Raw genomic sequence first — 24,992 nt, forward strand, 5'->3', positions numbered from 1 at the left:
TTCCCTCGCCAGAAGGTCTTGTTTTTCACCGTGCCAGCAAAGCCAGATAGCTTAATAGCCACGATTCCGCGTCACCATAACCCGATTTCAACGCGCGGTCAATAAACGCGGCCCGTTCTAAAAACTTTTCAATCTCTTGGCGCGTCCAGTACTGGCTATATTGCCACAATTTTTTGGCCGGAAATTCCTTAAGCCCTTCTTGGCGAGCAAATTCCCCGACCCCCTGCCCCTTTTGCTTGGCGCTCAGCACGTGGTTGAGTTGAATCAATTGGCGCACTGCCACAATAAAGAGCAACAAAGGCGCCTTGCCCTCTTTCAACAACTCCTGAGCCTGCTTGATAATCAACCCGGTTTGACGCTGTACCAGCGGGTCCGTCAGACGCCATAATTGGGTGTCATGGGGCAACGGTGGGACAAATGCGGTAATAGCCCCTTCGTCCCATGTTCGCGATGGATCATAGAGCGCCATCTTATCGAGTTCATAGATCACCTGTTGAGCACCGCGTGTTAGCATCTCTGCTAGCAAATCCATAGCATCCGAAGTCACACGTAGATGGCGCTTCTTGGCTTCTTGCGCGACAAAGCGACGAAAAACTGCCGGAGCCAAGGGTTTCAATTCAATCGTTGCTTGCGGGCCAAATATCTTCGCTGTCTGCACCGATGGCTTCTTATCCCAGATCACTAGCAACACATCCGGATCGGCCGAACGCCGATACGCTTCCAGTTGGGCATCGCGCTTCGCCCAAGTCCCGTCCCTGACGACGACCATGCGGCGCGTACTGAAAAACCCGTTCGTGCGAAGGGCCAAATCCACTTCTGTCCATTGGGTCACCCCCTCCAGCACCACATAGCCCTCCGCATAAGCCTCACCCAAAAACCACTGGCGCGCCTTATCGAGCCACCGCTTTGCCCAAAATTCTAAGTCTCCTGTCAGATAATAGCTTTGGCCCATGCTCCCATGTTCAACGAGGGCCAGTCCTTCAAGGATGTCCACCGTCTTGACCTTCTTCCTTGCATAAAGGCTCTCAATAGTGGCCACATTGTACCAGAGAAGCGCAGCACAGGAAAACACCAGGAAATTTCTTTAGGAGGATCTCTGCCATGTGGCCCTTTTCGACTCGCCATTCCCGCCCAGGTCCTAAGACATCCCCCAACCAGAAACCTGTGGTGAAAAACCATCTAGGGGGAGCCCCCCGTAAGCCGTTTCCTGCCGAAACGCTGATGGAGACCATGAAGACCGCCCAAGAGAGCCTAGAAGGAATCTCCGGAGTCGATATCGGCTTGGTCCAGGATCTCATTACGGAGACCAAAACCTTTAGCAAGCAGCTGGAGACCTTGGTTCACACCGTCAGGCAAAGCCATGGAGCGACGCAATCGGTGGATATTTATAATGGCAGCGTAGAAGATGCCTATAACTACTTAAAAAATACCGTTGGCCAGTCCCCGGACATCAATATTCGGCGTTTTGTACTCGGACGCACCCAGCAGATTCCGGCCGTGTTGGTCTTTAATGATGGGTTGGCGGATAATCAGATGATCGATCAAGATACCATTGCCTTAATGCAGCGGTATGAAGATGCGGAATCGCTCAACATGTCCGGGTCGGCGATTCATCAGTTCGTCCATGACTCCATTGTTGCGGTCGGCCATGCGACAGCTGAAAACAAATGGTCTAAGCTGCTGCCGAAAGTGATGGGCGGCAATACCTTAGTCTTTATTCAAGGCGCCGCATCCGTCCTGGTGCTGGATACCGTTAAGTATCCTGCGCGCGGCATTGAGCGACCCGAAACCGAGCGCGCCGTAAAGGGTCCCCAAGAATCGTTTAATGAGGTTGTCTTGACTCAAATGAATCTCATTCGTCGTCGTATTAAGAGTCCCAAACTGCATTTTGACAAGCTTACGATTGGCAGACTGACGCACACCATGGTGATTATTGCCCATATTGAAGGCCTCACAAATCCAGAACTGGTCATGGCCGTAAAACGGCGTCTGCGCGCAGCTAAAGTCGATTCCTTGCAATATTCGAGCACGTTAGGGTCATTTCTATCCACCCACCCAATGTCGCTCTTCCCGCAAGTCCGCTCGACGGAACGAGTGGATATCATTGTCCGTGACCTGCTGCAAGGCAAAGTCTCGATTTTGGTGGACAATACGCCATTTGCTTTAGCCGTGCCATCAACTTTTATGGATTTTTATCAAACCACCGACGATTACACCGTCAGTTTTTGGACCGCTAGCATGGAACGGCTTGTACGGTTGTTCGGATTGTTCGTCGGCCTTCTTCTCCCCCCACTCTATGTCGCATTTGTGTCGGTAGACCCCAACTTGCTGCCGCTGAAACTGATTATGACCATTGCCGGTTCGCGTGAAGATATTCCTTTTCCGCCATTATTGGAAGTCCTCATCATGTGGGTCATTATTGAAGTGCTGCGCGAGGCTGCCATCCGCCTGCCCAAAGGGATGTCAACCACCTTGGGCACGGTCGGGGCCATTGTCGTAGGGACGGCAATTGTTAACGCCGGAATCGTCGACAATTTAATGATTGTTATTATCACCCTGACCGCACTAGGGCTTTTTACCTCCCCCGTTTATGAAATGGCGACCCCTTGGCGCATTTTGTTTTGGGTTTTGGTCTTTGCATCCTATATATTCGGCCTTTATGGCATCGTTCTCATCCTTCTTATTATTATTACCCATCTCGTCAGCCTCGAGAATTTCGGCGTGCCCTATCTATCTCCCTTTGGTCCAATTCGAATTCGCGACCTGAAAGACACATGGATCAAATTTCCTCCATCAATGCTTGCTAAACGGCCTACGTATTTGCGTACGCTCGATTTGCGCAAATGGCGCAAGCATATTCCCCATCCGATGAAAAGTCCCCAACTTTATAGTACGCAACAAGAAAGGTTAGACGATGAATAAGATCTTGCGCGTAACCGTACGGGTTATGGCCATTCTCGGATTGTTAGTAAGTTTGTCAGGTTGTTGGACCAATCGGCCTGTGGATGAACGCGACCTTGTTTCCACCCTGGGCTTGGAAAACGGTCCACCCAAAGCCCCGCTGAAAATGATCTTCGAATTCCCCACACCGGCCGCGTTGCTAGACTATGCCGCTCACAAAGGCATTTCCGCCAAAGAACATCCGGTTTCAGACATCATTGGCGAGGGACAAACGCTCCCTCAATGCTTTAATCAAGGGCAAGGCCAAGTCTCTCACGATTTGTATTTGGGACAAATTCAACTCGTCGAAGTAGCCCAGAAATTGAATCCCGCCATATTCCATGAAACGCTGTTGGAACTCACGCGAGTCGGTGAAATGGACCTCACGCCATACATTTTCGTGTCGCCCGATCCTCTTAAGGAGGTAATGCAAGCAGAAACCGATCAGGCCCAATTTCCCACCTTGTTTTACTCGTCGCTGTTCAACTGTGCGCATTGCCAAACTATTAATTTAGGCGTCAAATTGTGGCAGTTCGGCGCAGACGCTGCCACCCCGGGAATCGATCCCCATTTGCCCTATGTCAGCTTGGACCCTAACACCCATACCATTGTGACAGATCGTGTTGCCTTATATCGTCATTTTCAATTTGTGACGGCTTTATCACCGCAACAAACCCAAGATTTTGGTTTATTAGAAGGGTTAGCCAATAAAGTGAGTATCTTTATACCCCAAGGACGCATTAGTCTACGCTCCATCCATGGGGAGGCCCATCTACGCACAGCCGTCGTTCACGGGAAAGTTCATGCCACTTTTCTGGTCAACGTCACCAGTACATTATCGGGAACCTCCACGATTACCCAAAGTCCAAACGTGAACGCCGCGATTGCTGACAAGGTCTCTAAAGTATTGGCCCAAAGCTGCTTGCAGGTGATTCAATACACACAGAAAGAAGATGTCGATCCATGGGGTGTCGGGCGGATGCTTAACTGGCAACACCCCCACACCTTCCTGAAATTTCGCCATTGGCACCAAGAGTACCCCAAGGTGGCCGTCAGCGTCAAAGTCAACATGCATGTGTATAAGCTGGGCAATATCAAGTAGGAGAAAGAAGGCCTTTATGCATAACGCCAATAATCGGTTGCCTCGGATTTCAGGATTGCAATTTGGTACCATGGTGACAGCAGGTTACATGGCCATGGGCGTCTTTTATTTCCCGCGTGAACTTGTAACCTCGGCCGGTCGCGACGGCATTTGGGGATTATGGTTAGATGGACTGGTCACGTTCATTCTCATGGCCCTGAGCTTCAAAATGAGTCGCCTCGTCCCCAATGAAACCTTCGGCCAATTTTCATCACAAATCTTATCGAAGCCCGTAGGCTTTCTGGTTGGACTTTTTACCATTGCCTACCACATGTTATTGGCCATTGTTATGGTTGTTCAATTTACTTGGTTAATGGACAATGATTTTTTGCCGGGCATTCCCACCTGGGCAATTAAATCTTCTTTAATGATTGCCAGTGTGTATATGGCGTGGTTCGGTGCCGCAGCCCTTGGACGCGTATTGCAAACGGGCTACATTCCCATGGTCGTTTTGTCTATGGCCACGATTGGCCTAGCCGGGACATTAATCCGGCATCCCATCTTGTTGCTCCCCCCCGGCAATATTCAATTATTGCCGTTATTGCAAGGAAGCTACCGCCAATATTTTATTTTCATTGGCTTTGAAGTCAGTATTACGCTCTACCCTTTCATGCGCCAAGAGGAGCGACAAGCTGGGGAGCGGTATGCGTATGGTGGGCTGGTGGTCATGATGTTGATTCTCACAGCTATGTATGAGGTGTGCATGGCCACGTATGGGCCTGCCTATATTCCACTGCTGCGCTGGCCCATCGTCACACTCATGCGCACGGTTGAAATCTCGGGATTCTTTATTAACAAGTGGGGCAGTCTGGTAATTGTGCTTTGGACGGTGGCCGTGCTTGGATTTATGGCCGTGCGGCTATGGTGTACTGCCCACGACCTGGCCACATTGTTTTTTGTCCATGCAACCAGCGCTTACCCCTACTTATTGCTACCTAGCGCCCTTGTCATCTGGGTTTTAGCCATTTTGGTCCCCAATGCGGCGGTGAGTGATTACATGACGCAGACCTTTTTAATCCCTGGCGGCCTGCTCTATCTCACCCTGACGCCGTTGCTTGTGCTCACAGTCGCTTTTTTTCGCAAAAAGCGCGTGCATCAACTGCGCGTGAGCAGCGAAGATCCGACTACCCCGGGTCTAAAATAGCTTCGTCATTAGGATAAGGGAGGGTTACGGTAATCGCCGTTCCCTGCCCTTTTTCCGTCGTGACCTGCACCACCCCACCATGGCCTTCAGCCAACTGCTTAATAATCAAAAGCCCCAAACCGTGTCCATGCGCCTTCGTCGTACGCCTCTTGACAAACAAGGTCTCCATCACCTCATCGGGCATCCCTGGTCCATTATCGGCAATGACCAGATGCTGTCCGTCCACATCGCGGTGCATGGAGACGGTAATGATCCCAGGCCCAGAAAACGCCTCGACCGCATTTTTCAGGGCGTTAATCAAAATCTGCTCAAGACGGTCCGGGTCCCCAAACACCCGGTCTTGTGCATTAAGATCCACGTGCAGTTCCACGGTATGTTCACGTTTCTCGCCCGCTTGGGCTATCGTCCATGCCTTTTCGACTAACGAAGCGACATGACACCACTGCTTATGCAGCTCCGTACTGCGCGACAAGGACATAAAATCGGCCGTCATCCGCGACAAACGGTCCACTTCCGCCATGGCGCGGTCGAGATAGTCGCGAACTGGCCCCGGTGGCAGCTGCATTTGAGCCAGCTCGATGTAGCCGCTAAGCGCTGACAAGGGATTACGCACCTCATGCATCATCGCAGAAGCAAATTGCACCGAAATGCGATCGTTATCAATGATGGGGACGGGAATCGCTTCCAACATGACCCAAGGGTAATGGGCATGGACCCGAATCTCAAATCCCTCCCGCGCCAATGCGAAGAGCGTCCGGTGTCCCCGCCGCATCGCCACGTGCCATGGTGGTAGCCAGTCAACGGCATTCCAATAGGCATTGGCCGTCTCTAGACCTAAAACATTCCGAGCCACCGCATTGACTAAGATAAAATGACCATTTTCGGCCACAGCAAGGCCTGTCTCTAAAAAATCTCCAGCCAACCCGGATAAATTGTCAGAGGCCCACACTAAATAGCCCTCGATCGACCCTGTCAGGGAGTGAACGGGTTGACTCTGCAAAAGCACTTCCACACCCGAGAAGAGTTTTACCGACGCAAACGCCTTCGCTGTACGACTTCTTCCAATTAGCGCTAACAATCCCTTGCGTGTGTCTTGACTGAGATCTAGCCAGTCCGCCAAGCGATTTTTCCAAATAATTTCTTTGGTGGTCGAGACAAAAATCAAGGGCACAGGTAGATTTTCCAAAACCTCCTTGCGCACCATAAAATCATTGGTCAGATGAATATGAGGCAAAATATGAAAAGTATGCGGCACGCTGAGGCATCTCCCGTCGTCAAGCAATCACGATGCAAAAGGCATCTCTATGGTATTGGTGTTATACGACAGTTCTTGGCAAATCTCCTGCCCGTTTGGGCAAGATTTTGACGAATTCTGTTAGGATCGCGCGATATCAAGCCATAAAAATTCTGCCATTTCATGTAAACGGTAAGCCTGCAAGATATTTTACGCCAGAGGACATACTATGCGCGGAGGTGACGCTTATGCTTATGCGTTGGGATCCCACTGATGTGGATCATTTCCGTGAAAATATGTCACGGATGTGGAGTCAAGTGCGAGACGACTGGAACTTGGACAACACGCGGCCGCGAACCCATTTGCATCAAATTGAAAATGGCTACATGGCCGAGTTTGAGTTGCCCGGTGTAAACCCCGATAATGTCAATATTGAGGTGGATGACCAATCCATCAGCGTTAAGGGGACATTCCCCGCCTCGCCGCTCGAGAATGACAAGCGTGCAGGCGAAGAGTTTCACGCAGTCATTGGATTTCCTACAGAAGTCGATCCCGAAACCGCCCAAGCTGATTATACCTATGGCCTCTTGCGGGTCACTGTGTATAAGGCCACGGGACGGCGTAAACGGATCAGCATTAACGCTCACTAATCCACAACCAACAAAATAGAAGGCCCTGTGGGCCTTCTATTCTTTCGGGGGCTTTTTATTCCGTGCCGAAAAAATTCCGGCCATCACTCCAATGAGCACCCCACCGATAGCTGGCTGCCATACGCCGCGTGGTGGCCCTACCCACAATATCGTGGATACTTCCGCCACAAGAGCCCCTAAAGCGGCCACGATCATGACCCACCCCATCGGTACCGGCCCTGTTGGTCGTCTGGCACGCACCACTATCGCGCCGACGATGGCCGAAGTGGCGGCGATAATGAGCGCTAGGGCCGTTCTCACCGGATCACCACGTTGACAAGCCTCCCCGGTATGGCAATGACCTTCACCAGGCTGTGACCCGCCACGAGCTCTTGAATTTTTTCGTCTTCCAGCGCCAGGTGTGAAAGCGTATCGGCATCCGCTGCGGTGGGCACCGTCATCCGACTCCGGACTTTGCCATTGATTTGCAACGCAATCGTGACCACATCATCCTTTAGCCAACGCTCCTCATACGTCGGCCACGCTGCCCAATGCACGCTTGATTCATGCCCTAAGGACTCCCACAACTCTTCGGCCAAATGAGGAGCGAAGGGTGCCAACAACCGCACAAGCACATCGAGCGCCTCGATCTGGGCCTGAGTCGGCACCATCTCTAAATCCTGATATAGGGTATTGGTCAATTCCATCAGCGTGCTAATGGCAGTATTAAATGCACGGCGGTCGCGGACATCCTCCGTAATCTTCTTAACGGCTCGGTGTACGGCCTTATTAATCTTTTCCTCCGACTGCTGCACCACATCCGGCGATACGGGTTGTTGGACCCTGGAGCGCACCACCAAGCGATAGACCCGCTGCAAAAAGCGGTAAGCACCCTCCACCCCTTGATGCGACCATTCAAAGTCCTTATCTGGCGGAGCCGCAAAGAGCATAAACACACGCGTGGCATCGGTTCCCCACTCTTGCATGATGTTCTCGGGGCTCAGGGTATTGCCCTTGGATTTCGACATTTTGGCGCCGTCATAGACGACCATGCCTTGGGCTAAAAGGCGGGAAAACGGCTCCGACACGGGAACTAGCCCTGCGTCATAGAGGACTTTGGTGAAGAACCGCGAGTACAACAAATGCAAGACGGCATGCTCTTTGCCACCAACGTACTCATCGACCGGCATCCAGTACGCCGCATCTTCTGGTCTAAAGGGCTCCTGGGCTTGCGGCGAGGTAAACCGGTAGTAATACCATGACGAGTCCACAAAGGTATCCATCGTATCCGTTTCTCGCCGCGCAGGCTGGTGGCAGATGGGACAGACCGTGTTGACCCAGTCTTCAGCACCTGCCAGAGGCGAGGCACCTTTTCCGGTAAACGTCACGTTTTCGGGCAGCAAGACCGGCAAGTCTTCTTTGGGCACAGGAACTGCTCCGCACGTCGGGCAATGGATAATTGGAATAGGAGCCCCCCAATAGCGCTGGCGCGAGATTAACCAGTCGCGCATGCGGTAACTTACCCGCACGCCCCCTTTGCCCCGGGCGTTGAGCTCCTCCGCAATGCGTTCTTTAGCCTGCTGGTTATCAAGCCCCGTAAATGGCCCGGAATCTACTAAGGTCCCCGGTCCTGTATACGCTTCTTCGGCCATAGTGTCTCTACCGGCCGATGTGATTACGGTTTTAATCGGCAATCCGTATTTTTTCGCAAACAAGAAGTCCCGCTGGTCATGTGCTGGCACTCCCATGACAGCGCCCGTGCCATAATCCCCCAAGACATAGTTGGCAATCCAAATGGGCACTTGCTCCCCTGTCAAGGGATGAATAGCATAAGCTCCAGTAAAAATTCCCCGTTTCTCGGTGTTCTCCGCCGTGCGCTCAATATCGCTGTGAATCCGCTCTTCCGCAATGAACGTCCGCACCTGTTCTTTTTCTGCATAGTCCGCGATCAATGCTTCGACAAGCGGATGTTCTGGGGCAATCACAATGTAGGTCGCCCCAAATAGCGTGTCTGGCCGTGTCGTGAACACCGCAATGGTGTGAGATGACTGCGCCACGTCAAAGACCACTTCCGCTCCAATGCTCTTGCCAATCCAGTTAAATTGCTGGACTTTAATTTCTTGCGGCCAGTCCAGCCCTTCCAAATCGGCTAACAAACGTTCCGCGTAGTCGGTAATGCGAAAATACCACTGCGTTAAATCCCGTTTGACGACAACCGAATCGCATCGCCAACAGAGCCCATCTTCCACCTGTTCATTCGCTAACACGGTTTCACAAGTCGGGCACCAATTAACCGCACCCGCTTTTTGATACGCGAGGTGGCGTTCAAAAAACAACAGAAACAGTTCTTGGGTAAACCGATAATATTCCGGTTCCGACGTTGTCACTTCACGCGACCAATCGAAAGACAAGCCCATTTGCTGCATCTGCTGTTTCATATAGGCTATATTGGCCAAGGTCGAAACCCTAGGAGGTACGCCATTCTTAATCGCTGCATTTTCAGCTGGCATCCCAAATGCATCCCATCCCATGGGGTGTAAAACGTTATATCCCGCCATACGCCGAAAACGTGCAATCACATCTCCCAATGTATAAACCCGCACGTGCCCCATGTGCAAATGGCCTGATGGATATGGAAATTGCTCTAAGCAATAGAACTTCGGCCGGTCCGAAAATTGCGTTTCATACAAACGAGCCTCTTCCCAAGCCTTCTGCCATTTGCTTTCCACCAACCTGACACTGTATCGATCGGGATTGTAAACGGTTTCGGCCGGAGTTTCGTCGGTCTTCATCATCTCGTGTCTCCTCCAATTAAAAAACGCCCCTTATTTCACGTAAGGGACGAGCGTTAACCCGCGGTACCACCCAACTTAGCACAACGATTGTGCTCTCTTTGACCAGCGGTAACGGGCTGAATCCGAGCTCTCCAGAAGCGAGAAGAAAAATAGGAGGGATCGGCTCACACCAACCACCGATTCTCTGGAACCCTGTCTACCTTTCCGGGATCTTCTCTCATAGAGCGTACGCAATATTCTCTCAGAGCAATATTACCGCGAATGGATTGCGAACGCAAACCCTCATACAACCCTAGAGGGAATTATTGGCCATTTAAAGCAGGAGTTTCAGGCGACGGCACGAAACTTATGGACAATGAGCGCTTGGAGGTTGTCTGGAGGGATGAACATTTGAATCAGAAGATGGAGCCGCCCTATCACACGGTTTGGGACCAGTGGTCACAAAGGCGCCAGATAAAGGTGGTCTTTCAGCCCATCGTCTCTCTGCGTACTGGCGCAGTCCTAGCATTTGAAGGACTCAGTCGTCCCCAAAGTGACGGAGGCGAGCCAATCGAGGTTTCAGCACTTATCGCCTCGGCTGAACAGCACGGCCACTTGCTAGTGTTTGACGAGGTAGCCTTTGGCGCTGTACTACAGGCCGCGACCAGGGTAGGCTTTGGTCCCGATCATCTCCTGTTTATCAACATTCTTCCCAATAGCCTCGAGCATCCGTTGCCGTTCTTGCGCCATCTCCAGCAGCATCCTGTGATCGAACCCCGGCAAATTGTCCTGGAAATTTCCGAACGCGAGACCGTCACGGGCGGTGACCGCAAGCTCCAAGAATATTTGGAGCCGTTCCGGGAAATGGGCGTCCGCATTGCACTCGATGACCTCGGGTCCGGCTATTCGGGATTGAATCGTCTGGTGGATCTTCAGCCTGATTTTGCAAAAATTGACTTGAGTTTAGTCCGTGATGTGGACCGCAACTCCATAAAATTCGCGCTGTTAGAAAGCACAGCGCGGTTCGCATCCCGGACTGCCGCGACCTCGCTTATCGCCGAAGGCATTGAAACGTTTGCCGAACTCTATACCCTAAAAGAAATCGGTGTGGAATATGGGCAAGGGTATCTACTTGGACGCCCCCACCCCGCTTTTCACACCGCTTTGGAGGCCCACCATTTTGCCAGCCGGCAGCGCGTCAGACCCACCGCTCAAGATCAGCTCGACAGTCTCCTGAGTTCGGCTCGACGCATGGTTCGTGGCATGGCACAAGGTGAAGGGCGTTATACTCATCTTTTGGCTTTGTCCAAGCGCCTGACAGGGGCCGATGTGGCCGCTCTCTATAACGCCGACGGCGAAGGCCTTCACTATTTCGAGTCAACACTTCCTTTAAACCCCCAAGAGGTCACGAATTACAATCGCCTCATCAATTCGGAGTCTCCTAGCCTATTGGCGGCTTTGCATAAACGTAAACCCGTGATCTTCCAGCGTGCAGCAAGCCATGCACTCGGACCCTCCCCCCAACACTCCCCCTTGGAATCACAGATCGCCGTGCCTGTTTGCGACAACCTCGGATGCTGGGGCCTTTTACACCTGGGATATTATGAGCCCGATCAAATTCGTCCCGATGTGATCCAACTAGCGGAAGGAGTAGCGTCGCTGTTCGCCTTGGCTCTTGGTTATGCCGAACGTGAAGAATCCTTAGAGGATCAAAGTTTACTCGGAGAACCGCTATTTGAAGCTATTTCTGCCTTGGCCGACACCGCCAATTTAGATCACTTGCTCGCTAAGGCGGTCGCTGCGGCCCTCGCCGTTACGGGCGGCCATGAAGGTTGGATTGGTATTTTACAAGCACAACAGCTGCATTGTGTCACCGCCGATGGCCAACGCTTCGATCTGCCCGCTGCCGATCTGTGGGATCCCAGCACGCAAGATGGCCAAGGACCTGTGGGATTGATAGTTCGCAATCAACAAGCCCTCATTATCCCCAACATTGCCAGTGAGCCCATGCTTAACCCTTGGCTGAATGAAATGCTCGATAGTGGGATTAAATCCGCAGCAGGATTTCCTTTGATGTCGCAAGGAGAACTCCTCGGCATTTTGAAAGTCTATCACAGCCAAATCGGAGGATTCACGCCCGGCCGCATTAGACGCCTGCAGGCTTTAAGCTCTTTAGCGACGGCGCTGATTGAACGCTCCTTAAGCACTCTAGCCAGCGAAGCTCACGCACGTCGCCAAGAGATCATGGCCCGCGGCTTGGCTGCCATGAACACCTTAGATACCCGTGACGACCTCGTTCAACTGCTTGTGGCCACCGTCAGCGATTTTGGCCCCTATCCCTTCGTAAGCATTGTAGAACAGCACCAGGGACATTTTGTGCCCTTAGCCATCCAAACGCCGTCGCCTGATTACCACACCGCCTTTACTAAGCATCTGAGTACCCCCTTATACCAAAAGGCTCTCGAGCAGGCCCTTAAGACCGGCATCCGCCAACCGCTTGTTCTCAGCGACGACTCGAGCCCAGACGCCCTCAAAAACCCTGCCTGCTGTTCGGCCATTCCTCTACCATCTCACAATCTTGTGCTGGTGATTGGATCAGCCACGCCAGGAACGCTGTCCCCCCACCTGGCAGAGCTAGACAGCTATGTTGTATCCTTGGCGTCGGCATTAGACCGCAACTTGTTGCAGCAGCAAGTCAGCGAAGCCCAGCAAGAGACAAATCGGCTGCTCACCACCATAAAAACCTTGCCCCAAGCGACCACCATTCAAGAACTTTGGCAACAAATCGCAGGGGTCTTGCTGACGCATCTGCGAGCCAACGGCGGCTGGATCGCAGAAAATGCTACGGCTCCTCATCCGTTAGCTTGCTTTGGTCTTCCGATTGCGCCTCATTGGATTCCTCCAACGCTTCTGTCCGCATCTCCGGTGGCGATGCACGGGCCGGACATCCCGGCTCAGCTCGAGCAATTAGGCATCCATAGTCTGGTCGGCTTTCGCCTGCACCTCGCGAGTGAACCCACACCTTTGTTCATGGTCATCACGAGCAGCGATACCAAAGGATTTTCCTCATCGCAAATTCGGCGGTTTGAAATTCTTGTGGCGTTCGCCCAAGCCAACTATGAAATCTTACGTCTTCGAGCACGCCTCCTAGAGCCTCCAGACACCCATCAAGCGCCCTGATAGGACACGATTTCCTTGGCGTTTAATTGCTCAATAATTCGTTCGCGGTCGAAGGACGATGCGACATACACCAAAAGCCTGTCTCCTGTTTGCAGAACAAAAGATCCATGGGGGATCATGGCGCCTTGTTGGCGGAAAACTGACACAATCAAAGCATTTTGAGAGAGATTCAAGGTTTGAAGAGATTTGCCAACAGCGGGAGACGAGGACGGCAACTCCATTTCCACAAATAGGCCGGGGTTGGCTTGCTTCAATGCCTCCACCTGGTGCGAAGTTTCCACAGCGTGCACAGCCGAAGCATTGTAGGCCTTTAGTACGCTCGCTTGGGTAATCGTTCCTAAAATTTTGTGCGTCGTGCTGTCTTGGACAGGTAGGACGGCCACGTTATATAGCGACAAGTAGCGAATGGCCTCATCGAGCGAAGCATTGCTGGCTATAGGCTTGGGTAGGCGCTGCACAATATCTTGAACCGTCAGATGAGGTTGTTGTTTCTGGATAGCCGCCACAATATCGCGCATGGTCACAATCCCTTCTAGCCCGCTTTGTCGCGTCACAACGGGAAGAAACCCTCGGTTAAGGCGCGTCATTTTTTGCCACGCTTCGGATATTTCGGCACTAGGGCGAATCACAACGTCGCCCAACGGTTCCATTGCCGTTTGCACCGAGATGACCGCCATAGGCCTCACATCATCCCCACGAAGAATTTTAATGCCCCGCCGATGCAATTTGACGGTATACATCGAATCTCGCGTGAAGTACGTGTAAGTCAAAAAACTGATGACTGCGCAAGCCATCACCGGCGCCGTCAAATGATAATCTCCAGTAATTTCCAGCAAGATGGTAATCGCCACAAAAGGGGCTTGCGCGGCAGCGGCAAACAATGCCGCCATGCCCGCAATCGCATAAATAGAGGGGTGAGGCGCCAATTGCGGCGAGATCGCATATAGCAGGTGGCCAAACGCTCCTCCGACCATGCCTCCCAAAAATAGTGACGGAGCAAAGACGCCGCCGGAGCCGCCTGCTCCAATAGTGAGGAGGGTTGCCACAAATTTCGTCACAAACAATACAATTAAGCCACCCCACAATATTTGATTCGTCAGCGCCATGTGCATTGTCGGATAGCCTACCCCTAAAATTTGGGGCACAAAGAGCCCAATGATGCCGACCGCTAATCCTCCAGCCACTGCTTTTAACCAAAAGGGTATGTGGAGGTGGTTAAAAAAATCTTCAGAAAAAGTTAGCCCCTTCGTATAGAGAACGGCGACCAAGGCCATAATCAAGCCCAATCCTATCATAAACAACAGAGCAAAATGATTAATCACGTGATAAGGAGGCGTCTGAAGTACCGCCCGACTACCCATAATCGCGTCGAATATTGTGGTACCCGTAACGGATGCCAGAAAAATGGGCACCACCGCACCCATTTGATAGCTGCCGAGAATGATTTCCAAGCCAAAGAAGCCCCCAGCAATCGGCGCATTAAATGTCGCGCCAATACCAGCGGCCGATCCCGCCGCCAATAGCAGGGTCGTGTACTTTTCCGATAACTTTAACAGCTGCGCCATCGTGGATCCGAACGCCGCTCCAATCAACGCAATCGGCCCTTCACGGCCTACCGAACCCCCACTGCCAATCGTCACGGCCGGCGCAATAATACCAAACAGTCCCACGCGAGGTCGGATTTTTCCGCCGTGAAGCGCCAATGCTTCAAGAATCTGTGGCACGCCATGCCCCTTCACTTCGGGCGCACCGTAGTGAGTAATTAAACTCACCAACACAAGACCCACGGCCGGGCCTAGCACAACCAAACCGAGGTGGCCAGCAGACAGGGTATCGCCTATCAGCAACGTATGCACCACGTGGATCATCCACCGAAAGATAATCGCGCCAACCCCGCCGACTACCCCTGTCACCATCGCCAGACCACTGACGATCCACGGTTCCCACTGAGGCACAAAAAGATGTCCCCGAACATTGTCCACCCGAACCAACTAAAGCCACCTCTTTAGTACCGAATATTAAGACCGCCATCCACCTGTAGGGCTGTGCCGGTAATATACGAAGACGCCTCTGAATCCAACAAAAAACGAATAGCTTGCGCAGCATCACGCGCAGTGCCGAGACGCCCTAAAGCAATTCGCCGGGCCAGCTCGGACGCCACTTGGGGGTTCTGAGCACTCATACCTTCTTGCAGGGCCCCCAACATCACACTGTTGACGCGAATACCGTCCGGCCCCCATTCAGCAGCCAAATGCCGTACAAGCCCGTTTAGGCCGGCTTTAGAAGCGCCATAGGCCGCAGCCGGCCCTGCCGCACTCGACAAGGCCGCATCCACGCTCGATACAAAAACCACGCTGGCCGTAGTTGTCAGAAACGGTTTCAAGACGACGGCCAGCTCAAAAGCCGACCGCAGGTTAACGGCGCAGGTGTAATCCCATTCATACCCGGTTGTCGCCACCGCCGCATCGCTAAAGACCACGCCGGCCAGATGCACAAATCCTTGGACTTGGGCCATGTTTTCTCGCGCCAGTCTTCGCACCAGTTGGTCTGCACCTTGGCCAGCCACCGATAAATCTGCCACAATCCACTCATAGGGATCCGGAACTTGCGGCGGATTGCGGCTAATCCCGAAAATTCGCCAATCATTGACCAACATGGTTCCTAGTTCACGACCAATGCTGCTCGTCAGTCCTGTTACCACGAGCACGGGTTGATTATTCAAACTCGTCTCCTCCCTAAGAGGCATAGTCTCGCCAATCCGGGGCAAAGATTGGTATGATACCCAATGAGTTGTTGATGTCGAGAAAGGATGGAAATCATGGCCGAACCCACTTTCCGTTTTAGTCCACGGCCCAACCGGGCTCACGAAATCCATTGGCAGGAATGGACCCCTGCCACGTTTGAAAAAGCTCGATCCGAAGACAAGCCGGTTTTGCTGTCAATTTCTGCCGTGTGGTGCCACTGGTGTCACACGATGGACGAGACGACCTATTCGGATGCGCAGATTATCGCCCGCATTAATTCTGATTTTATACCAGTTCGCATTGATAATGATCAAAGGCCGGACATTAATCAGCGCTATAACATGGGCGGATGGCCCACCACCGCGTTTCTCACACCCTCGGGGGAAGTGATTACAGGAGGCACATTTGTGGCCCCCGAACAAATGGGTCCCCTTTTGGACCAAGTGATGCAATACTGGCAAGAACATAAAAACGAAATTCGCGATCAGTTGGCAGCCCCTGCGGGGATTAATTTGAATGTGCAAGCGACGGCACCGAACCCGGAATCTGTGACCAAAATAATGGACGCTATCCGTCAGCAATTTGATCGGGCATATGGTGGATTAGGTGTCGCACCCAAATTCCCCCAAGTAGACGTCTGGGATCTCGCCCTTCTCTTCTTTACTGCGACAGGTGATGGGTGGGCCGCAGGCATGGCGGTGCGAACCCTCGATGCCATGGCGGGTTCAGCATTGTTTGATGCCGTCGCTGGCGGATTCTTCCGCTACTCGACAACACGTGAATGGACCATTCCTCACTTCGAAAAAATGCTCGAAGAAAATGCGCAACTAGCACGTCTTTACATGCATGCGTATCAAGTGCTTGGGGACGAGACCTATCGTCAAATTGCAGACCAAGTGCTCAGTTGGGCCAACAAATTTTTGTTGAATATGAATGGCCTTTGGGGCGGCTCCCAAGATGCTGACGAAGAGTACTATCGCCTGCCCCAAGAAGAACGCGACAAGCGCAAGGCGCCCTTTGTCGATCCCGTCGTCCATACGAACTGGAATGCGCAAATGATTTCCGCGCAGCTTTTGGCGGCAGCCCTTATCAATCCCACAGTTTACTCCCCCATTGCGCTGACGGCGTTAGAAGCGCTATGGGATAGAATGTGGGACGATGAGACAGGACTTCACCACTACGAAAATGCTAGCGCGGAACTGCCTGGTCTTCTCACCGATGTTGCCCATTTTCTTAATGCCTGTATCGATGGGTATGAGTTCACAGGAGATACCGTATATCTTGACCGGGCTCGCACATTGATTGCGTACGCTGATACCGTGCTCAAATCGGATGCCAACACGTATTACGATCAGGCTGACACTCCCTCAGCTCCTGGGCGTTTGCAACACCGTCAGCAGCCGGTGAATGAAAACGCCCTGATGGCCAAAGCCTTCTTGCGGCTCGGCGCTATCTTAGATGATGAGGCGTGGACAACACGTGGGCGTAGTCTTATTGCCATGTTTGCGCCGGTAGCAGAAGAACAAGGCGTCTTTGGGGCGCTATGGGCGATTGTCGCTGACCGTGCTCAAGCCCCCTTGCTAACTGCAACGGTGGCCGAATCACATCACAGGCCCGGCTCGGCCTTGCGGCAGGCTATTTATGGCCTGTTTGACCGCAACCGTATTGTACGCACATGGAGAGTGGGCACCGAGGAATTTGCCCAAAGCGGTTATCCTGAGATTCCCATGCCCGCTCTGTACCTCTGCCAAGGGCAAACTTGTGCTGCACCGGTCACTGATCCGCAAGGCATTCTCGAAGCATTGCAGCAACTCAATGCCCAAGCTATGCCTACTCCGGACGGAAATAATCCATAAGCCCGTGAGGTCTTCATCGAGTAAGACGCCTCTCCGCTGTGGATTTACACAATCGCATCGGGTTTCAGGTCCTGATACGCAATGCACCCTTAGGACACTTAAGGGGTAAAGCATTGCTCGCACGCCATCGTATGGATTGGTGGTGTAGCATAGCACCAGCTCTGGCCCCAGTGTGTCATGGCAAATATGCTGGGCGCACCGGGAAAGGCGCAGCTCCGTCGGAACTGCGCCCTTTTTGTTTTTCGGCCGTCCATGAAGTCGCCATTTCGGCAACTTTTGCTGCGCATTGCAGCAAGTCTGATTTCTCTTCTTTGCGGATGGACGTGGCGAACTCAGTAGGCAAGGCTATTTTTGTTCGCGGTTCAGGGTGTAAAGAACCAACACACCACCGCACTCGACCTCGACAACAAATAGGCAAAGACGATAGAATGGAAGAAATTTACCATATAATGAGGAATTCCTCTAGGGTAGTGCTGATGGATTGAGGTGTACTATGATTAATCTTCCGGCTCAATTGACAGAAGATGTTCTAGTTCAAGGTCTACGTCATTCGGATTCATGGCTAGCAGCGCTGTTACGCATGGGAGGTGAACGAATGGCTGTAGCCATAGCCTCGGGTGGTCAAGTATTTTCTCTTAATGTTAAAGAATGGATGTCCACTGACTTATTAGGAAGCCGTGAGCAAGGAAGAAAGCTTCGACAGTTATTGGTGGACTCTGTAGAGCAGCAGCAAACCATTCACCTAGATTTTCGGGGAATTGATGTGATGACAAGCGCCTTTGCGGATGAATGCTTTGGCAAGTTATGGGATATCAAGCCTCATCATATCCTCAAGCAAATGATTCGAATATCAGGATTGACTGGCAACAATAAAACCGTCTTTCGTTTTGTGTTACAGCATCGGGACTAAGCGATCTTGCAAGGTGAATTGCCAATCCTTGTTGATGTCGCATGACAGGTCCTGATAGGTGATTGAACGCGTAGCTCGCCATAACCCCGGCGTCAAGAGATTTCTAGAGCTAGTCCTCTCAATTCCTTAATTTATGACTGCACCGTATCTAGCACCAGACGCGGTTCCGACCAACCGCGTCTCTGTGTCATGGGTCCCAACATTGACCCACCGCCTGTGTCGGCTGGTGAACAGGACAGATTTGAGACCACGGGATTAGTTCCTTTCCTTCCTCGTTGGCTCATCATTTCTGACATAATTCGTCCTTGAAAGAAGGCCTACGCCTGTCTATTTTGCTATAGTACCGATATATACGACACTATGGGTCTTGCTGCTGTCCTCCTCGTGCGGATGCTCAGGTGAGTGGTCCCTTCGCCTGGCTACATAGCCGCCGCTGTCGGTCTGTTCTTGCACTCGACCCGAGAGGAGCCCCCATGGGCATTCACCACTTTCATAGGACCCCCTCTTATAAGGTCCGTTTATCACGAAGCTATGTTTGGATATTACTCGTACTCAACAGTCTGGCTGTTGTTCTGTTCGTGTACTTGTCCCATGTCTATTGGAATACAAACGTTGCGACGACTGAGCGCAATCTCGAAGCTCAAGCATCGGGATCAGCCGTGCTCCTTGACAGCAAGCTATCTGCTGACGAGGAATTTTTGCGGCGCGCACGCCAAGCATTGACCACAGACCCCTCATCTTCAGCTAAGCGGCAAGTTCTGACCCTTTTGGTAAATGAACTCGGTGCAGAAAATGCGGCAACAGCAGCGATTGTGAATGCCAACGGGGTTCCCCTTCTACAATCGGGCGTACCAGTCCAGTGGCCGCTTGGGAACAGTGCTCATCTAGGCTCTTGGGCCATCCGGCAATCGGCTTTTTCTACGGGGTCTTTCTTTTTATCTCGGCCTTTCCCCAATTTACGTCAAGACCATCAGCCTTGGGTGTTGGCCGGCATGAGCATTCCCGGGACTCGTCAATACCTCATTATCGCCCGGTCTGCCTTTCTGCCTGTGCTCATAAAGAACTTAACGGCTTCCCCATATGCTGAATTGATGGTGCAACTCGTGCGCCACAACGGCCTGATCCAAGCTCAATCATCGCTTTCACCGAACCAAGGCTCGGCTTGGCAACCGTGGTTAATCCGGAAACTGCATCAGACCCCCGCCCTTACAGCCGCTATGGGCGAAGGCCCTCTCGCCAAAGTTCCCGGATCTCCCCGTGATTTGTGGGCCGCCGCCAAACTGGCCAATTACCCTTTATATGTGGTGGAAGGCATCCCCTTAAAGGCGGTTTTTGCCGACTGGCTCCACACTATGCTCATCGGCCTTATCGCATTTGCCGGGCTTGTTGTCATCTCAGATTCGGCCATTTTGTCTATTATCAGTCGCCTAAACCACGCTCGAGAACGCTATGTGTTTACCCTTCAACTCTATACCGTGCTCTCTGAGGTCAATCGCATCACGAGTACCGCTACTACCGAACCTGACTGTTTGCAGTCTCTCGTTTCAGCGCTTTGCACTCAAGGATTTCATGCCGCCTGGATTGGCGTCGTCGACCCCGACCATATACGCGTCCTGGTAACACAAGGCCCGGGTTCCAAGACCTTGCACACCTTACCGTTTCCAACCAACACCAACGAGGCTGCCTTCCAGTCTTTGGCCGTACGTGCGGTACGCACCCGAGAGGCTGTCTATGAGAATGACTTGGCTACCGCCTTGACCCATCTCGGCTATGCCTCTTTCATCGAAACCTATCACTGGGCCTCTGGCATTTCCATTCCCATCGAGCGTCACCACGGGGTGTGGGGTGTGCTGAGCCTGATTAGCGACAGACCCCATGCGTTTGACCGCCATATCTTGCCATTGGCCAACCAAATTGGACGAGCCTTGCAAGATGCCTTGGAGCGTTTTGACCTGCGCGCCCTGGAGCATGACATACAACGAAAAAACACCCTGGTTTTGACACTGCATCACGTCCTAGGCGCCATTGGGGAAATGGCCTTGCGCACGCTTGACGATGCCACCATTTTGCAACAAATTTGCACACTACTCACTGAGAATGGCGTCTTCGTCGGCGTCAGCATAGGCATCCAAGACCCGCATGGACACCTCACGTTTCCATACCATAGCGGCCGATTGCCGGCCCATCCTACGGCATCGGCGCAGTTAGCATGGGACAGTGGACACTATCAAGTCGATAACGAATACCACGAGACTGCCAGCGCCGATAATAGCGCCAGATCCTCCAAAGCGGACTTTGTCATCTACCGCAGCAAGACACCGTACGCGGTTTTGACCGTGCATCATCAAGAGCCCAATATTTTTGATGAAGAATTAGTGCAGTTAGGCATTCGCTTAGCCGAATTGACGGGACAGATCTTAACCAATGCCTTCAACGAGCAAGCCCTTAAACGCCTTCATCAGTTTTACCAAGCCCTGGCTCACGCCAATGAACGGCTCTTGTACACCGATGCCGCCCCTGCGCTTTATGACGCCATTGCCCAATTAGTTATGGCTCATACGCCAGCACTCGGCTGCTGGATTGCTTTCGCGCAAGGTCACCGATTAAGTGTGAAAACGCGGGTCTTTGATGATGCGCAGTTGGCCGCTTATTTTGACCAAGATATCCTTCGAATGGCTCTAGATGACCCGTCGTTCCCGCAACCGACCGTCGTCAGCGACGTGTTGCGCTTTAAAAAGGCCATCATTGTCAATGACCTCACCGCCCACGATCGCTATCCGGGACCGCGCGTCATGCGCTTTTTGTCCCAAGATGGGATTAATGCGGTAGCAGCTTTTCCCATTGAGGACCGCGAAAACCACGGATTGTTGGTTGTCCATGGCACCACCAATTTGTTTTCCCATGAGATTGTGACACTACTCCAATCTCTCGCCTATAACTTAACAGCCAAGCTAAAATTCCTGCGGGCTGAAGAGGAAGAACGCGCCGTTAAAAAGCAGCTGGCATACCAAGCCACTCACGACGCCCTTACCCTCATCCCAAACCGCGCCCACTTAGAAGCCGCGTTTGACCAAATTGGGGTGAAACAGAAAACACATCCCGTACCGCTAACCTTATTCGTCGGTGATCTCGACAAATTCAAACACGTTAACGACACCTATGGCCATAGTGCTGGAGACTATGTCTTGCAAGTCATTGCACAAAGGCTGAAAAACTGCTTGCGTGGTGAAGATAGAGTCTACCGCTACGGTGGGGACGAGTTTGTCATTTTGATTGAAGCAGCGCTGACGCCGCCCACTATCGACCGGCTCACGGATTGCATCGTGCACCACATCCAAGAGCCGGTGAATTGGAACAATATATCGTTGTCTGTCGGCATTAGTCTTGGGATCGCCATTGACTCCGAGGGCCACAAAGAGCCGCGCAAGCTATTTAAAGAAGCCGATGAGGCCGTTTACCAAGCCAAACAACAAGGGCCTAACCATGTCTGCCTCTTTCACGATGGACCAGGCACCGCTTTTAAAGGCGGCGCCTAGCTTTTCAAGCGATAGGGCATAATCAACACCGAAATGTCCTTGCGGAAAATAAAAGAGGTTTCAAGGGTCAATGCCAGTTGATTGTGCAAAAAATGCTCCCAAACGTGGCTCACTACGAGTTCCGGTAGGATGATCAAGGTTCTCTCACTCGTATTCTGATGCGCGACGAGATCCACATAGCGCACAATCGGACGCACCACGGATCGATACTGTGTCGGTACGACAGCAAGCTTAATGCGCGGATCCGGATCCCACTTTTGCCAACGCTCAGCAAATTGCTGACCCGGCTCAATGCTGCGCACCACATGAAGCGCAATGACCTCATCGGCTAAACTCAACGCATACGACAGCGTGTCAATCGATAGCCGATTGATGCTGTTAATGGGAACTACGGCGACGACACGCATCGGAACCGGTTTGATCGACAAATCGGTGACGCGCAGCTCATCCGCGACCGCACGGTAATGCCGCCGAATGCGGCGCATGCCGACGATCAACAAAGGCAGCACGACCGCCACAATCCAAGCCCCTTCAGTAAATTTGGTCACGAGGGAAACGAGTACAACAATAGCGGTTAAGGTGGCCCCAACACTGCCCATGGCGATGATTAACCAACTTTTAACAGGGGAGATTTGCTTCCGGTTGCGCCAGGTCTTCACAGCTAAACTCAGCATAGCAATCGTGAAGCTCATATAGACGCCAATGGCATAAAGCGGAATCAGGTTGGTGGTATTGCCTTGAAAGATGACAATGAGAAAAATGGCTGTCAAGCCTAAGATAATAATGCCGTTTTGATAGACTAACCGGTCTCCTCGGCTTAAGAACATACGAGGCATCCACTGATCCCGCGCCATAATGCTAGAAAGCAACGGAAAACCCGCAAAACTAGTATTGGCCGCAATCGCCAAAATCGCCATCGTGACAAACGAAAGGCCATAGAAATATACACCGCGTCCAAAAATATCGGCGGCTAATTGCTGCAATACCGTATTATTGGCTGCCGGTACAATATGATACCGATAGGCGATAATGGAGGTACCTAAGAACATGCTCCCTAAGAAAAGGCCCAGCAATAACAACGTCGTTCGTGCGCGACCGGGCGATGGATTGCGGAACACCGGAACTCCATTGGAAATGGCCTCAACCCCAGTTAGCGCAGAAGAGCCGGAGCTAAAGGCTCGGAGAATGACAAATAAGCTCACGGTCCCTAAAGGAGGCGTCACGTAACTATGCCACGTCGGAGCATGCGCTACGGGCTCTACCAAGCCCACAGCCGCCATCACTAGAACCATCACAATGAAGAGATATGTCGGCAGGGCAAACAACTGGGCGGATTCGCGTAATCCGCGCAAATTCACGAGCCCCAATACGGCCACAATGAGGACTGATAGCGTCACCGTCCACGGCGCCAACGATGGAAAGGCCGCCACGACCGCCGCCACGCCAGCGGTCACACTCACTGCCACTGTCAAGGTGTAATCGATAAGCAACGCCGCTCCCGCTAAAAGACTGGCGGTGGGCCCCAAGGTATCACGCCCAATGACGTAGGCACCGCCGCCCTCCGGATAGGCTCGAATGATTTGACGATAGCTAATCACTAAAAACGTTAGCAATAGAGCAATTACGCCCGAGATAGGCAATACGTACCATAATGCCTTAAGACCGGCCCTATCGAGTTCGATTAATATTTCTTGAGTGCCATACGCTACCGAAGAGAGGGCATCGGGCGCCATCACGGCGAGGCCCGCAATAACCCCTACCCGAATGGCTTCCTCTTCACGGTCTTTTAAAGGACGGCCAAACACTTTACGCGCTAATTTCACGCCGTCACCACCCACACACCACAGCGATCAACTTTGTTCAATATTTCACGATCTATCCTAAACGCCCCCGGTTCTTGGTCATACCCATAGGCCGCCCCACTGTAATAGCAATTAACCACAAGACGAGCGGCGCTGTATTAAGATTGTCTCCGATTTCGGGAACAAGGCCCAACCCCTGCCCTGTGAGCCAAATCCACAGCCATAAGACGGAAGCCAACCCAATAAACAGCCAGCGATTGCCATTGCGCCATAGCGCAACGGCAAGTATCAAAAAATATATAGACAGCCCTAAATTATAGACTTCCGGGCTATTATGCGCGATCTGAGCAGCCATGCCAATGACTTTTTGCACCCCGGACACAGGGGAATACGCAAATATTTTTCGGATATCGGGTCCCCACAAACCCGACCACGGGTTCATTTGCACCAGAGCAGCAAGAGCGCAGTAGACCGCGATGATCTGTCGTATCCCGCGAGGCGTCTTCTCCACATGCCAGTGTCTGGGAGGCACGAGAAGGATGGCTGCAATGCCCGCGGCGATCAATCCAGCGCCTGGTGCCCCTGGTACGGCACTGAAAGGCACACCTAACAGATGGCCTAAGGCTTCGGGGATAAGCCAGACTAAAAAAGACCAAATGCCGGCCACCACTAGCGTGATGCGCCCGGCCAAATCCTCTTCTTCGGTGATTAACATCAAGCCCACCAATATCTGCACTAAGATGACCAAGATATTCCACGTAATCGGTTTAGCAGTCCACCATGCCAGAAAAAAATGATAAAAGGCGACCACACGTGGCGGATCGTGGCGGTAGAGCACCTGCCCCAGATGTGCTGGGGAATGGGTCACGACCCAGGGCGGAATCTGCACGATGCCCGATACCAGCCACCACACCGCATACCCTTGCCACAACAGATGGCGGACATACGGCACCGCGGGTTTCTTCACGCGAATGGTAAACAACGCAATAACCTTGGCTCCAATGACAAAAAATAGAAACAGCGCAACATCGATGAGCGTTTGATAATAGTTGACAACAAGCACCCTAAAACCCCCTGACGTTCATCATGTCAGGTATTCCCG

16 protein-coding genes are annotated in these 24,992 nt (G+C 52.3%); 8 read left to right on the plus strand and 8 right to left on the minus strand.

Annotated elements, in window-relative coordinates:
- Positions 1-25: 25 nt before the first annotated feature.
- On the minus strand, positions 26-994 hold the full coding sequence (holA, locus tag CO251_RS02945) for a DNA polymerase III subunit delta (RefSeq protein WP_103374317.1): 969 nt from the start codon (positions 992-994) through the stop codon (positions 26-28).
- Between the two features lie 107 nt (positions 995-1,101).
- On the opposite strand from holA, the gene CO251_RS02950 reads away from it, so the two are divergent.
- From CO251_RS02950 to CO251_RS02960, 3 genes are read left to right on the plus strand one after another with little or no spacing between them, the layout of a single operon-like run.
- On the plus strand, positions 1,102-2,922 hold the full coding sequence (locus tag CO251_RS02950; protein ID WP_103374318.1) for a spore germination protein: 1,821 nt from the start codon (positions 1,102-1,104) through the stop codon (positions 2,920-2,922).
- The gene (locus CO251_RS02955) at positions 2,915-4,042 is read left to right on the plus strand and encodes a Ger(x)C family spore germination C-terminal domain-containing protein (protein WP_103374319.1); all 1,128 of its coding nucleotides are present in this window, start codon (positions 2,915-2,917) and stop codon (positions 4,040-4,042) included. Before CO251_RS02950 ends, CO251_RS02955 begins: the two co-directional genes overlap by 8 nt.
- A 16-nt stretch (positions 4,043-4,058) precedes the next feature.
- A complete protein-coding gene (locus tag CO251_RS02960) occupies positions 4,059-5,225 on the plus strand; it encodes a GerAB/ArcD/ProY family transporter (protein WP_103374320.1) in 1,167 nt (388 codons plus the stop codon).
- Here the strand turns inward: CO251_RS02960 and CO251_RS02965 are convergent.
- A complete protein-coding gene (locus CO251_RS02965; protein ID WP_103374321.1) occupies positions 5,206-6,480 on the minus strand; it encodes a PAS domain-containing sensor histidine kinase in 1,275 nt (424 codons plus the stop codon). The genes CO251_RS02960 and CO251_RS02965 overlap by 20 nt on opposite strands.
- A 227-nt stretch (positions 6,481-6,707) precedes the next feature.
- Here CO251_RS02965 and CO251_RS02970 point away from each other — a divergent pair, with 227 nt between their 5' ends.
- Positions 6,708-7,109, plus strand: a complete 402-nt coding sequence (locus CO251_RS02970; RefSeq protein ID WP_103374322.1) for an Hsp20/alpha crystallin family protein — start codon at positions 6,708-6,710, stop codon at positions 7,107-7,109.
- A gap of 36 nt (positions 7,110-7,145) precedes the next feature.
- Here CO251_RS02970 and CO251_RS02975 read toward each other — a convergent pair whose 3' ends face one another.
- Together CO251_RS02975 and leuS are read right to left on the minus strand one after the other, a co-directional pair.
- Positions 7,146-7,409: a hypothetical protein gene (locus CO251_RS02975; RefSeq protein WP_103374323.1), complete on the minus strand. Its 264-nt coding sequence runs from the start codon at positions 7,407-7,409 to the stop codon at positions 7,146-7,148.
- Entirely contained in the window at positions 7,406-9,883 is a 2,478-nt protein-coding gene (leuS, locus tag CO251_RS02980; RefSeq protein WP_242968266.1) for a leucine--tRNA ligase, read from the minus strand. Before leuS ends, CO251_RS02975 begins: the two co-directional genes overlap by 4 nt.
- Before the next feature lie 390 nt (positions 9,884-10,273).
- Between leuS and CO251_RS02985 the strand changes: the two genes are divergently transcribed.
- The gene (locus tag CO251_RS02985; protein WP_158246148.1) at positions 10,274-13,042 is read left to right on the plus strand and encodes an EAL domain-containing protein; all 2,769 of its coding nucleotides are present in this window, start codon (positions 10,274-10,276) and stop codon (positions 13,040-13,042) included.
- On the opposite strand, the gene CO251_RS02990 is transcribed toward CO251_RS02985, so the two are convergent.
- Both CO251_RS02990 and CO251_RS02995 read right to left on the minus strand, forming a co-directional pair.
- Positions 13,030-15,024, minus strand: a complete 1,995-nt coding sequence (locus CO251_RS02990; RefSeq protein WP_242968270.1) for a chloride channel protein — start codon at positions 15,022-15,024, stop codon at positions 13,030-13,032. The two genes, CO251_RS02985 and CO251_RS02990, sit on opposite strands and share 13 nt — an antisense overlap.
- Before the next feature lie 23 nt (positions 15,025-15,047).
- The gene (locus tag CO251_RS02995) at positions 15,048-15,764 is read right to left on the minus strand and encodes an SDR family NAD(P)-dependent oxidoreductase (protein ID WP_103374326.1); all 717 of its coding nucleotides are present in this window, start codon (positions 15,762-15,764) and stop codon (positions 15,048-15,050) included.
- A 96-nt stretch (positions 15,765-15,860) separates the two neighbouring features.
- Here CO251_RS02995 and CO251_RS03000 point away from each other — a divergent pair, with 96 nt between their 5' ends.
- The 3 genes from CO251_RS03000 (at position 15,861) to CO251_RS03010 (ending at position 22,088) form a co-directional block, all read left to right on the plus strand.
- A complete protein-coding gene (locus CO251_RS03000) occupies positions 15,861-17,642 on the plus strand; it encodes a thioredoxin domain-containing protein (RefSeq protein ID WP_103374327.1) in 1,782 nt (593 codons plus the stop codon).
- A 595-nt stretch (positions 17,643-18,237) separates the two neighbouring features.
- The gene (locus CO251_RS03005; protein WP_103374358.1) at positions 18,238-18,552 is read left to right on the plus strand and encodes an STAS-like domain-containing protein; all 315 of its coding nucleotides are present in this window, start codon (positions 18,238-18,240) and stop codon (positions 18,550-18,552) included.
- 473 nt (positions 18,553-19,025) lie between these two features.
- Complete coding sequence (locus CO251_RS03010) at positions 19,026-22,088, plus strand: diguanylate cyclase (RefSeq protein WP_103374328.1); 3,063 nt, start codon at positions 19,026-19,028, stop codon at positions 22,086-22,088.
- Here CO251_RS03010 and CO251_RS03015 read toward each other — a convergent pair.
- Both CO251_RS03015 and CO251_RS03020 read right to left on the minus strand, forming a co-directional pair.
- The gene (locus tag CO251_RS03015; protein ID WP_103374329.1) at positions 22,085-23,911 is read right to left on the minus strand and encodes an APC family permease; all 1,827 of its coding nucleotides are present in this window, start codon (positions 23,909-23,911) and stop codon (positions 22,085-22,087) included. The two genes, CO251_RS03010 and CO251_RS03015, sit on opposite strands and share 4 nt — an antisense overlap.
- A 52-nt stretch (positions 23,912-23,963) precedes the next feature.
- Positions 23,964-24,953, minus strand: a complete 990-nt coding sequence (locus tag CO251_RS03020) for a hypothetical protein (RefSeq protein ID WP_103374330.1) — start codon at positions 24,951-24,953, stop codon at positions 23,964-23,966.
- Positions 24,954-24,992: the final 39 nt, after the last annotated feature.

The sequence above is a fragment of the Sulfobacillus sp. hq2 genome, assembly GCF_002903155.1.
In the GTDB taxonomy this organism is placed as follows: Bacteria; Bacillota; Sulfobacillia; order Sulfobacillales; family Sulfobacillaceae; genus Sulfobacillus; species Sulfobacillus thermotolerans.